The 12,360-nt window shown below is 50.4% G+C and carries 9 protein-coding genes, 2 tRNA genes and 1 other RNA gene; 10 read left to right on the top strand and 2 right to left on the bottom strand.

Annotated elements, in window-relative coordinates; genetic code table 11:
• Positions 1-182: 182 nt before the first annotated feature.
• The 5 genes from ffs (at position 183) to HMPREF0673_RS04705 (ending at position 3,143) form a co-directional block, all read left to right on the top strand.
• An RNA gene (gene ffs, locus HMPREF0673_RS13760) (signal recognition particle sRNA small type) lies at positions 183-281 on the top strand.
• A 1-nt stretch (position 282) separates the two neighbouring features.
• A tRNA-Thr gene (locus HMPREF0673_RS04690) sits at positions 283-356 on the top strand.
• Positions 357-509: 153 nt separating this feature from the next.
• Complete coding sequence (locus tag HMPREF0673_RS04695; protein ID WP_040596426.1) at positions 510-1,016, top strand: flavin reductase family protein; 507 nt, start codon at positions 510-512, stop codon at positions 1,014-1,016.
• A gap of 76 nt (positions 1,017-1,092) precedes the next feature.
• Positions 1,093-1,845: a hypothetical protein gene (locus HMPREF0673_RS04700; protein ID WP_007898774.1), complete on the top strand. Its 753-nt coding sequence runs from the start codon at positions 1,093-1,095 to the stop codon at positions 1,843-1,845.
• 11 nt (positions 1,846-1,856) lie between these two features.
• Positions 1,857-3,143 carry a GTP-binding protein gene (locus tag HMPREF0673_RS04705; protein ID WP_007898776.1) on the top strand — a complete coding sequence of 429 codons (1,287 nt, stop codon included), beginning with the start codon at positions 1,857-1,859 and terminating at the stop codon, positions 3,141-3,143.
• Positions 3,144-3,231: 88 nt separating this feature from the next.
• Here HMPREF0673_RS04705 and HMPREF0673_RS04710 read toward each other — a convergent pair whose 3' ends face one another.
• On the bottom strand, positions 3,232-4,680 hold the full coding sequence (locus HMPREF0673_RS04710) for an aminoacyl-histidine dipeptidase (protein WP_007898777.1): 1,449 nt from the start codon (positions 4,678-4,680) through the stop codon (positions 3,232-3,234).
• A 207-nt stretch (positions 4,681-4,887) separates the two neighbouring features.
• On the opposite strand from HMPREF0673_RS04710, the gene HMPREF0673_RS04715 reads away from it, so the two are divergent.
• The 4 genes from HMPREF0673_RS04715 to HMPREF0673_RS04730 all read left to right on the top strand — a co-directional run bounded on the left by HMPREF0673_RS04715 (position 4,888) and on the right by HMPREF0673_RS04730 (position 8,995).
• The gene (locus HMPREF0673_RS04715) at positions 4,888-5,082 is read left to right on the top strand and encodes a hypothetical protein (RefSeq protein ID WP_007898778.1); all 195 of its coding nucleotides are present in this window, start codon (positions 4,888-4,890) and stop codon (positions 5,080-5,082) included.
• A gap of 68 nt (positions 5,083-5,150) precedes the next feature.
• On the top strand, positions 5,151-5,780 hold the full coding sequence (locus HMPREF0673_RS04720; RefSeq protein ID WP_007898779.1) for an OmpH/Skp family outer membrane protein: 630 nt from the start codon (positions 5,151-5,153) through the stop codon (positions 5,778-5,780).
• A gap of 314 nt (positions 5,781-6,094) precedes the next feature.
• Positions 6,095-8,281: a T9SS type A sorting domain-containing protein gene (locus HMPREF0673_RS04725; RefSeq protein WP_007898781.1), complete on the top strand. Its 2,187-nt coding sequence runs from the start codon at positions 6,095-6,097 to the stop codon at positions 8,279-8,281.
• Positions 8,282-8,359: 78 nt separating this feature from the next.
• Positions 8,360-8,995: a hypothetical protein gene (locus HMPREF0673_RS04730; protein WP_007898782.1), complete on the top strand. Its 636-nt coding sequence runs from the start codon at positions 8,360-8,362 to the stop codon at positions 8,993-8,995.
• Positions 8,996-9,314: 319 nt separating this feature from the next.
• Here HMPREF0673_RS04730 and HMPREF0673_RS04735 read toward each other — a convergent pair whose 3' ends face one another.
• Positions 9,315-11,852 (bottom strand): endonuclease MutS2, encoded by a 2,538-nt coding sequence (locus HMPREF0673_RS04735; protein WP_007898783.1) that lies wholly within the window; start codon positions 11,850-11,852, stop codon positions 9,315-9,317.
• 329 nt (positions 11,853-12,181) lie between these two features.
• Between HMPREF0673_RS04735 and HMPREF0673_RS04740 the strand changes: the two genes are divergently transcribed.
• Positions 12,182-12,266 (top strand) — tRNA-Ser (locus HMPREF0673_RS04740).
• Positions 12,267-12,360: the final 94 nt, after the last annotated feature.

A 12,360-nucleotide genomic window follows, 5' to 3' on the forward strand; every position in this document is an offset into this window, starting at 1 on the left:
ATAAGGGAGTTTTGACACACCTTCCTCCTATAATGCTGCATAAGTATGGCGAGAAAATTCTGTTTTATATAGATCTTAGGGTTTAAAAGCAGAAAAATGTAAGTTTGTAGTTAAAAAGTTGCGTGATTGTTTGGTGGTTTCAAAACTAATACGTACCTTTGCAACCGCTTACAGAGCAATACGGGTAAGTCTTGCACGGCCAGCTCCCTTCGAACCCTCCAGGACGGGAACGTAGCAAAGGTAGTTGGTTGTAGCGGCGCGATGTAAGTAGCTTGCCCACCCGCCTCTTTAGCTCAGTTGGCCAGAGCACGTGATTTGTAATCTCGGGGTCGTTGGTTCGAATCCGACAAGAGGCTCAAAATGATGACGAGACAAGACTTTAAGTTTTGTCTCGTTTTTTGTATTTGCATATTTGAGGTGTTACACGGTTGCGCCTCGGATGCAATGTGATGGTAAAACATGATGCGGTGGAGCTTGTCACTTCTGCTGCGTTTAAAAAAGAAATAATTATGGAAAAGATAGACGTTACGACACTCAACGATAATGTGTTCACTACTATTGGTAAGGAGTGGATGCTCGTTGCTGCAGGCAACGAAGAGAAGTTCAATATGATGACAGCCTCTTGGGGCTGTCTTGGCTGGTTATGGAACCGCCCAGTGGCTATTGTGTACATCCGTCCGGAGCGTTACACCCACGAGCTCATTGAGGCTAACGACACGATGAACCTTGTTTTCCTCGGCAACTCGGAGGAGGCACGCAAGGCGTATGCGTTCTGCGGTGCTAAGTCGGGCAGAGACTTCGATAAGGCGAAGGAGGCCCATCTCACACCCGTTGCAACCGAGAACGGCTGCGTAACATTCGACGAAGCACGCCTCACACTCACATGTCGCAAGCTGTACAAGACGCAGATTCGTCCGGAGGAGATGCTCGACAAGTCGATAGAGCAGTGGTACGGCGAGAAGGGCGGCTTGCACGACGTGTATGTGGTGGAGATTCTTGACGCTTACAAAAAGTAATGCGCTAATAAGCAAAACCATTCTATATACATAATATTATATCGTACAGGTCAATTAACATTCAAACCGAACTTTGATGACAGAGAAAATAGATAAGTATAAGGTTCAGGCGGCTTTGGTGCGCTCGTTCTTCGATGCCTTCTCGCATGGCGTGATAGAGAGTCAGGTGGAAGACCGGAATGAGAAGACGACACCGCAGTCGGTTAAGAAGCTGATGTTGGAGCATTATGAGCACATCGCGCCCGCTTTCTTCGACACCATGTTCTTCCCGTTGGCAGCCATGAACTACAAGTACGAGGACATTGCAGCACTGGCTCGCGAAGCGCAGCAGCGTGGCGACGACATGATGGCACTTGTGCGCACTGCGTGTGGCGACGAGGCGTACTACAACGCTATGGTTGAGGAGTACAAACGCAACTTCTCGATGCTGCTTGCAGGCAAATATCTCTCAAATGCCGACCATCTTGAGGGTTATGTGCGCAAGGCGAAGGAGGAGACGGAAGCTTCGGTAGACTCCGACCGTGCCATCGAACTGACCGTGCGTGTCGTGATGTTCGCATACGTTCGCGGTCTGCGTCAGACGGGGGAGAGTGCACGTTTTGATAAATCGGTGCACTTGGGACAAGTGCACCCCCTACGTGGGGCTACGCTCTTCCGTTTGATGCTCGACGCGATGAACATCCTGCTGCTCGATGAGGCTGTGGATTTTGCTGACGCGGAAGCATCCGACCTTGCTTCGCTCTTTTTGAAGGTTTGTCAGACGCAGCATAACTTCACGGTTATGACCAACGAGATGGATCGTACATACTCTGAATTAATGAAGGAATAATAACATATACTATGACACAGATTCCGGTTTTGCTGCTCACAGGTTATCTGGGCAGCGGTAAGACAACATTATTAAATCGCATTCTTTCCAACGAGAAAGGAATTAAGTTTGCCGTTATCGTGAACGATATCGGCGAGGTGAACATCGATGCCGACCTTATTCAGCAGGGTGGAGTAGTGAACAAGCAGGACGACAGTTTGGTGGCTCTGCAGAACGGCTGTATCTGCTGCACGCTGAAGATGGATCTCATCGACCAGTTGCGCGACATTGTGAATATGAAACGCTTCGACTATATCGTCATCGAAGCGAGTGGCATCTGCGAACCAGCACCAATCGCACAGACAATCAGTTCGATGGCGACACTCGGTCCGCAGTACATCACCAACGGCATTCCGCGTCTTGACAGCATCGTGACTGTAGTGGACGCGCTGCGCATGAGAGACGAATTCAGCAACGGCGACGCTCTGAAATGCGACGGACTCGAAGACGAAGACCTCGAAAACCTCGTAATACAGCAGATAGAGTTCTGCAACACGATACTTCTCAACAAGGCTGCGGAGGTGAGTGCTGAGGATTTGCGCAAGCTCACCGAGATAATCCGCGCCATTCAGCCTAAGGCAGAAATCATTCCGTGCAACTACGGCGACGTAGATTTGGAGCGTCTGCTCAACACCGGTCGCTTCAACTTCAACGAGGTGGCTACATCGGCTGCATGGATCAACGAGCTTGAGAACCATCACGGCGATGAGGAGGAGGAGGAGCATGAGCACCATCATCATCACGACCATGAAGATGAAGAGCATGAACATCATCATCACAATCACGATGATGAAGAGCACGAGCATCATCACGACCACGACTGCCATAGCGGTTGCGGACATCACCACCATCACCACGACCATGAAGGCGGCGAAGTGGAGGAGTACGGTATCGGAACGTTTGTCTACTATCGCAGAAAGCCGTTCGACATGAACTTCTTCGACAATTTCGTGGCACGTCTGTTCCCGAAGAATGTGATTCGCTGCAAGGGATTGTGCTGGTTCAAGGAAGAGCCCGACATGTGCTATCTCTTTGAGCAGGCAGGCAAGCAGATGGAGCTGAAAAACGCCGGACAGTGGTACGCCACAATGCCGAAGGACGAACTGCAGCAGATGCTCGAACGCGAAGAAGGACTGCGCAGAGACTGGGACGAGAAGTACGGCGACCGTATGCAGAAACTCGTGTTTATCGGTCAGAAACTTGACAAAAAGGCTATAAAAGAACAGCTCGACATGTGCCTGACAGATGTAGAGCTATAAAAGAAAAACCGGTATGGCATGAGTGCTATACCGGTTTTTTATGTTTGTAGGCTGCGTGGGTATGGCAGGGATGCCATACCCCCTAATATTAGAGATGCTTCATGATGTCGAGCAGATGATCCCAAACCATCTGAACGGTCGGGATGTGCAGACGCTCGTCAGGAGTATGCACGTCGCGCAGAGTAGGACCGAACGAAACCATGTCGAGGTTCGGGTAGCGCTCAGAGAACAGACCGCACTCCAAACCGGCGTGGATACCCTTTACGATAGGTTCCTTGCCGAAGAGCTTCTTGTACGACTCGACAGCCACCTTCGTGAGCTTGCTGTCCGGGTTCATCTTCCAAGCTGGGTAGCCGTCGCTCATCTTCACTTCAGCGCCAGCCAATTCGAAGGCTGCCTTCACGGTGTTAGTTTCGTTCTCGAGGTTGCTCATGACGTTAGAACGCTGTGAAGCAACTATGTTTATTTCGTTCTCAGCAGTCTGCACGCTTGCTACGTTGTTGGATGTCTCAACCATGTATGCGAGTGCTTCGTCCTGGCACATAGCGAACACGCCGTTGTCAACAGCCTGCATGCAGAGGATGAAGCGGCGGCTTGCGTCCTTCGGCAGTACGCTCTCAGCGTCGGTGCTACCGAGGTTGAACTCCATAACCGGCTCGGTTACGTGGAACTCCTCTTCGATGTTAGCTGTGAACACGTTCCAGTCTGCACGTACTGTCTCCTTCTCGCTTGCCGGAACTGCGAACACGATGCTACCGTCGCGTGGGATCGCGTTGTGCAGTTTGCCCGAGTTGAACTGAGCGAGGCGAAGATCTATCTTCTCCTGCTCCTTGTAGAGGAAACGAGCGAGAATCTTGATGGCGTTGGCGCGCTTCTTGTTGATGTCGTCGCCAGAGTGTCCGCCCTTCAGTCCCTTTACAGAAGCTGTGAGGAAGAACATACCCTCGGGAGCAGCCTCACGCTCGAATGTGAAGCGAGCCGATGTTGTCTTGCCGCCAGCGCAAGAGATAAAAATCTGTCCTTCGTCCTCAGAGTCGAGGTTGATGAGCATATCGCCCTTCATAAAGCCTGCCTTCATACCCATGGCACCAGTGAGACTTGTCTCCTCGTCGCGTGTGAATACGCACTCCAGCGGTCCGTGCTCGATGTCGTCGCTGTCGAGTATAGCCAGTTCGATAGCGCAACCGATGCCGTCGTCAGCACCGAGTGTTGTGCCCTTAGCGTTGAGCCATTCACCCTCAACGTAAGTCTGGATGGGGTCGGTGAAGAAGTTAAAGTCTACGTCTACGAGTTTGTCGCAAACCATGTCCATATGACTCTGCAGGATGAGTGTAGGCGCGTTCTCGTGACCCTTTGTGGCCGGCTTGCGGATTACTACGTTGCCCGTCTCGTCGGTCTCGGTCTCGAAGCCGTGGCTCTTGCCGAACTCCTGAAGATACTCTATCATGCGCTCCTCGTGCTTTGAAGGGCGCGGAATCTCGTTGATTTTAGCAAACTGCTCGAACACGCGAGCAGGTTTTAATTCGCAATTGCTCATTTTCCTTAATTTTTTTATGATGATGTTATAATAATCTGAATTTTCGATAAATTATTTTGCCATGCCACCGAATTGCCGTACCTTTGTAGCGATATGTAATGGTGGGGCTATCTTTTGCAAAGATAGTGTAAAAGGAAGACACCACAAAATATCTTCACTTATTTTAAATGTAGGTAGACATCTATTTTAGTCAAAACAGATACAAATATGATAAAACTAATGCTTATCAGCCTCGCTGTAGTGGCAGTAGCCTTCGCATTGTTGTCGATAAAGGTTCTGCTGAAGCGCAACGGCAAGTTCTCTTCGCAGCACGTGCACGACAACCCGGGCTTGCGCAAGCAGGGCATTCACTGCGTTATGGATCAGGATCGCGAGGCTCGCGAACGCAATGGTGCCTATTAAATCAGCTTGTAATATATAATGTACATACGACAGGCGTATAAAACGATAAAATTAAAAACAGAATAAAGATGAACAAGAAAAACATTTTCGGCGCACTTGCACTCGCAACTGTTGCCGCTTTCGCAATGACTTCTTGCGACAAGTCGAAGTGTCAGGTTGACGAGAAGAAGGTAGAGGGCAAGCAGGCTGTGCCTTCAGACGTTAAGATTGCGTATGTAGAGGTAGACAGCATCATGTCGCAGTACAAGTTCTGCAAGGACTACTCGCTCATTCTGCAGAAGAAGGGTCAGAACATCCAGAACACACTCGCGCAGAAGCAGCGTGCTCTCGAGCAGGCTTACATGAACTTCCAGCAGAAGATTCAGCAGAACGCCTACACACGCGAGCAGGCTGAGCAGATACAGATGTCGCTGCAGAAGCAGAATAGCGACCTTCAGGCTCTTAACCAGCGCTTGAGTGGTGAGTTCCAGGTGGAGACAGAGAACTACAACAACGCCCTGCGCGACTCTATCCAGCACTTCCTTGCTGTTTACAACAAGGATAAGAAGTTTGGCTTGATTCTGAGCAAGGCAGGCGACAACCTCCTCTATGCCGACAAGGCTTACGACATCACCAACGAGGTTATCGCTGGATTGAACAAGGCTTACAAGCCGGCTGCTCCTGCAAAGGAGGTGAAGGCAGAGGCAAAGAAAAAGTAATAGTACAGACGAATACATAGTTTAATGGGAGGTGCTGTTCTTTCCGCTCAGCTTTGGTGCTCGACGGAACAAGAACAGCACCTCCTTTTTGTGTTCGTACACCACTGCTATGCTAATGACAAATTCACGGTGTGAGTCTCTGTTCTGCAATAAAATGACAAAATAGCTACAAAAAATCGTGTCAAATATTTCTTTGTATTAAAATATTTATTACATTTGCAATCGTATAACATACGTTTAGTATAGTTAATACATCTTTAGTTAGTGACGAAAGTATGTAGACATAAATATATTAACTTTTAAAATTTGTAGTTATGAGAAAGACGTTACTAAACACAATGGGGCTTCTTCTTGCGTTGTTTGGCGCAACGAATGCTTCTGCCCAGAGCACAGTAGAACTGCCTTACTCTATCACCTTCGATTCTGCCAACAGTGTTTGGACTAATATTGATGCCAGCGGAAATTCTGGTACACCATGGTTCTTCAACGCCGATTGGGGTAGTGATGGTTTTTGCCCTCCAGGTTCGTGGTCGGCTATACCAAGCTATTGCATGAAGACGAGTGTAAGTGGAGCAAATGCCTATTATGTTTCTCCGGCTTTCGACCTTAAGAAAGACAAGACATATACCGTAAAGGTAAATACAGGTAGAATGTATTTTACGAAAGCCCAGCTCTCTTTGGAATACGGCAAATCGGCAACCGATGCGTCTGCTTTTACCACGGTTAGCGATATTCAGATGGCCGAAACAAACGTGCAGTACGATAACTCATACGATGTTAATGTGACTGAAGATGGTGCTTACTACTTTGCATTTCATGGAGTAGGCAAGTTCGCTTCTTCTTCTAACGAATATGTTTATGCTTTCAGTTTCGATATCGCAGAGAAGACAGGCGGCGAAACTCCTGATCCGGGTACAGATCCCGACCAGCCCGACCCACCAGCTGTAGACCAGGACGGTACACTGCCTTACGATATGACATTCGACTCGGCTGAGAAGTTCGCCACATGGACAACGATGGACAATAGCGATACTCCGGGCGTAACATGGGCTTACACCGCATCCGACTTTGCCGGCAAACCGGCTGCTCACATGGGCACTGATGCTACATCTGCAACGTGCGACTGGCTCGTTTCGCCGAAGTTCGAGCTGAAGGAAGGCAAGTCGTACAAGATTACGGTTGACGCTGCTTCGGGTCCGAACAACGAGCTGAACCTAATCCTCGACTACTTTGTAGGCAGCAAGTCGGCAGACAACCAGAAGACTATCGAATGGATTGGCTCTAAGCTCCCTAAAACCGAAGGCGAAACCGAAGGCGAGGGTGGCAAGGTGAAGAACGAGTGGACTCTCGATGCCAACAAGGACGATGTATACTTCTTCGCATTCCGCGCACTCAACTGGGGTGCTAATGGCACTAACGATGCCGTCAGCATCTACTCGGTGAAGATTGAGGAGATGGCAGAAGGCAAGCCCGAGGCTCCGGTAGCACTTCCTTACGAGGTTTCGTTCGAGAAAGAAGAAAGCGTATCAGGTTGGACCGCAATGGACCGCAGTGCCAGCACCGCTTCTACATGGAGCTGGAATTCATGGGGATATCAGGAGTACGGCGCCGACTGGAACCCGGTGGGCGACCAGCATCCTTGCGTAGGTTTCAGCAGCGACTTTAACACTGACGCCAACGACTATTGGGTGTCTCCGGCATTCGCTCTCGAAGCTGGAAAGACATACGTAGCGAAGGCTCACACAGCCAACAACCGCAGTTGTGTTGAATCGGGCACAACATCGTTCACGATGAAGCTCGGTACAAACAGGAAGGTGCAGGGTTCGTTCGACAAGACTCTCGGCACTATTGAACTTAGCACTGTGTACGACCGCGACCCGAGCACATTCGAGTTCAGCGTAGAAAAGGCTGGCAACTACTATGTTGCTTTCCATATCAGCGACAAAACAGGTGCAAATGCTTACGGCTACATCTTCGACTTCAGCCTTGCTGAGAAGAAAGCCGTTGTGGAAGAGCCTGTAGCTACAGAACCGGTAGCCAACCTCGCAGCAGCCGAACTGACTGCCGAAAAGAGCGTAGCACTTACATGGACCAATCCTGCTAAGGATGTCGACGGCAAGGATCTGCCGGCTGACGCATTGCTCACCGTGAAGGTTTACGAGGGCGAGGAAGTGGTTAAGGTATTCGAGGACCAGGCTCCGGGCAGCGAGGGTAAGCACGTACAGGCTTACACCGACGAGACATTTGCTGGCGAACACAACTACAAGGTGGTTGTTGTCTACAAGGATAAGGAGTCGGAGGCTGCCACAACTTCTCTCACCGTGAAGGTCGTAGTAGACGCTATCAACGGCGTAATGGTTCCGGCTGACGCTAAGGTTTCTGTACACACACTCAGCGGTGTAGCGGTTGGCAACAACCTCTCTACACTTGGCAAGGGTACATACATCGTAAGAGTGAAGACTGCCGACGGTGCTGTGAAGACTATGAAGATTGCTAAGTAGTAGTCTGAATTGCTAACAATAATGAATGTAGTCCTACATATTCATAAACCACATAATTAATCTAAAAAATATAAAACTATGGAAGAAAAACTTCAGTTTGTGCCTTCTTTGAAGGATGCGTTTGCTATAGGCATGAAAAATCTTGTGCCAATAGTATTGTCAGTGTTGCTTTGGCTCGTCACCGTATGGATTCCTTACGTTAATGTGGGCACCACGATAGCTTTGGCTACGTTGCCGGTGAAGCTTAGCAAGGGCGAGATGATTAGTCCGATGTTCATCTTCGAGTCGAAATATCGTCATTGTATGGGTGAGTATTTCATCCTTCAGGCTGTCATCATCTCTGCCGTATACATATCCATCCTGTTCATGATTGTTCCGGCAATAGTACTCTCGCTCAGTTGGATGCTTGCTGTTTATCTTCTTGTAGGTAAGGGTATGAATTGGGCTTTGTGTCTTTCTGAGAGCAACCGTTTGATGATGGGCTATAAGCTGAAGGCGTTCTTCCTGAAGTTTGTTGTAGGCTTTGTGCTGTTCTTAGCCTATTATATTCTCTTCCAGATACTTAGTGACGCATCAGGCTTGTTAGCACTCATTTCGCTTGTTTATCTCCTTGTAAGCGTTTGCATAATGCTTTCGGTCGATGCAGTTATCTATCGCGAGTTGGTGCTCAGCGAGGATAAGGTTGAGGAAGCTAAGCCAGAAGAAGCTCTTTAACGAGTTAATTGCAATGCAATAGGCATCGGTTCGCGTTCGGAATCTGATTGGTTCGCGTTCGGAATCTGGTCGGTTCGCGTTCGGAATCTGATCGGTTCGCGTTCGGAATATGATTGGGTTGCGTTCGGAATCTAATCGGGTTGCGTTCGGTGTCCGATGGCAAAACATTCATAAATCCACTGCCGAGAGGCAGGTATTCTTTAGACGAATAAAGATTAAAGCATAAGAAAAGGCTGACTCTTGCTGTGGTTTTGCAGCTTAAGAGTCAGCCTTTTTTATTGTTGTGTCTCGTAGCGTAGCCTTCCGCTACGTTTACGAGTTAGAAGTCAACGACCGTGATGCCGGCTCCGCCGAACTGCACGTGCTCATCCTTGCATTGCGTCACGTTTGGCACCGACTGCAGATACTGGCGTATGAGCTGTCTGAGTATGCCGTTGCCCTTGCCGTGGAGGATGCGCACGCGCGACATGCCCACGAGTATAGCGTCGTCGATAAAGTGCTGCACAGCGTTTAGTGCTTCGTCGCCACGCATTCCGCGCACGTCGAGATCCTGATGGAAGTTGAGTTTGTGCGAGTCGATGGTCTGACGCGTCTCGCGGCTGATGCCGAACGTTGGCGGTAGCGTCGACTCCGGTGTCTTCGTGGTGTGCTCCAGGCGCGATGTCTTCACCTTTGTGCGCACGTCGCCGAACACTACGGTTGCCTCTTTGCCCTCTACCGACTCCACACGACCAACCGTCGTCAGTCCGCGCATACGCACCGTGTCGCCAGCCTTAAAGGGGTGTTGAGGTGTTGAGGTGTTGAGGTGTTGAGATGTTGAAGTGGTGAGGAGTTGAGATGTTGAGGTGGCTGGGTTCGCAGCGTTCTCCTTCTTCTCCTTCTTGCGTTTTTCGCGTCGCTCCTTGCGCTCCATGATCTGGCGCATCTTCTTCTCGATGAGGTCGTCAGCCGTCTTGGTGTCTATCTCGTTCACGTCCTCCTTGAACGCCTTCAGCTCCTCGCGCAGGCGCTTCGTCTCCTCCTTCTCCGCCTGACACTCGCGTATCTCGCGGATAGTGTTCTCGATGTTGCGGTTGCTCTCCTTCAGCAGTTCCTGCGCCTGTTCCTTGGCTTGACGCAGAATCTCTTTGCGCTTTCGGTCGAGCTCGCGGATTTCATCTTCGTATTTCGCGATAGTCTTCTCCAGGTCCTTCTCGCGCTGATGTACGTTCTGTCGCTTGTTCTCCCAGTAACGCTTGTCGCGCACGATGTCCTGCAAGTATTTGTCGCTCTGTATGTAGTCGGAGCCCACGATGTCGCTCGCCTCGCGTATCACCTCGTCCGGAATACCCGTCTTGCGCGCAATCTCAATGGCGAACGATGAGCCGGGCTGACCTATGGCGAGCTGGAAGAGCGGCCGCATCTCGTGGCGGTCGTAGAGCATGGCACCGTTGGCAATGCCGTCGTGCGAGTCGGCGTAGTGCTTCAGGTTCTGGTAGTGGGTGGTTATCACGCCCCACGCGTGCTTCTTTACAAACTGGTTGAGCACCGCCTCAGCCATTGCGCCGCCAATCTGCGGCTCGGTGCCCGTGCCGAACTCGTCGATGAGTAGCAGTGTGTGCTCACCCGACTGGCGCATCATGTTCTTCATGTTCAGCAAGTGCGACGAGTAGGTAGAGAGGTCGTTCTCAATGCTCTGCTCGTCACCTATGTCAATCATTATGTCGCTGAAGATGCCTACCTTCGAACGCTCGCTCACGGGGATAGACAGACCGCACTGCAGCATATACTGTAGCAGACCTACCGTCTTCAGACAGACCGACTTGCCACCAGCGTTCGGACCCGAGATGATCAGGATGTGGCGGTCGCGTGTCAGCATGATGTCGAGCGGCACGATAGGTTTCTCCTGCTTCTTCAGCGCGAGCCACAAGAGCGGATGCTTCGCCGTAATCCAGTCGACAACAGGTTTTGCGCTCACTTCCGGCTCGATGCCGCCCGTGAGCTGTGCGAACTCGGCACGCGCACGAATGAAGTCGACCTCGGCAAGCATACGATAGGCGTTCACGATGTCGTCCACGTGCGGACGCACCAGCTTCGTGAACTCCGTGAGTATCACTATTATCTCGCGTCGTTCGTCTGCCTCCAGCTCGCGTATGCGGTTGTTCGCTTCAACTACTTCCGTCGGTTCCACGAACACCGTCTTTCCCGTCGACGACTCGTCGTGTACGATGCCCTTAATGCGTCGCTTCATGGCAGGAGCGATAGGCACAACGAGGCGACCGTCGCGCAGAGTCGGTGTAACGTCCTTGTCTACGAGACCCTCGCTCTGCGCGGCGTGCAATATGCTATATAATGTACGCGATACACTGCCCTCCGCCTTGCGCAGCTGCGTGCGAATCTCGGCGAGACGAGGCGATGCCGTGTCCTTAATCTTGCCGTACTTGTCGAGAATTTGGTCGATGCGGCGTATAAGGTCGGGGAAGGTGAGCACGCCCTCCGTAAGGTCGTGCAGAGTAGGGTAGTCGAAGTTGCCGTCGTCGTCGCTGCGGTTGAGGAAGCGCACGATGCCAGTCACCGTCTCGAGCGAGCGGCGCAGGTCAAATATCTCGTTCTCTTCAAGATGCGTGCCTTCGATGCGTATGCGCTTTATCGACTCGCGCATGTCGAAGAAGAACTGCAGTGGAAAATCGTCCGTCTCCTCCTGCATACGGCGGAACTCGCGCGTCTGTTTCAACGCCGTGTTGATACGCTCCGCGTTGTCCGTGAAGCCCATAGCGTCCACCTTGTCCTTGCCCAACTGACTCAGACAGTAGCCCTTCAACAGCGAGCGTATCTCGCTGAACTGTATCTTGTTTTCAAAGTTGCTTGGATAAATCATAAGTGCAAAGTTACTGCAAACCGAAGACAATACAAAATATGCTTGCATATTTTTATTGTTGAGGTGCAGCGTAACTTATTTAAAGTTACTGCAAATAGAAGACACTGCAAAACAAGCAAGCTTGTTTTTGTGCTTTTAAGAGGTGATGTTATAGCTTTAGTAACGTTCAAAGGAGCTGAAATCAATGATTTTTCGCTGTTCGACGAAAAAAGTAAGCCGAAAATTTGGAGGTATAAACTAAAAAACGTAACTTTGCACCCGCTAATAAAGCAAAGTGAAACAGTAATTCACTGCGATTGCAAGACTACATCTATCGCATTTCCTTTATTGGAGAGATGGCAGAGTGGTCGAATGCACCGGTCTTGAAAACCGGCGTACTGAGAGGTACCGGGGGTTCGAATCCCTCTCTCTCCGCAATGTAGTGACGCTTTCAAGTGATTACTTTTCACTGCGAGCACCGCATCTCAAACACCCTATGGAGAGATGGCAGAGTGGTCGAATGCACCGG

Origin of the sequence: Leyella stercorea DSM 18206 (assembly GCF_000235885.1) — a bacterium.
Classification (GTDB): Bacteria; Bacteroidota; Bacteroidia; order Bacteroidales; family Bacteroidaceae; genus Prevotella; species Prevotella stercorea.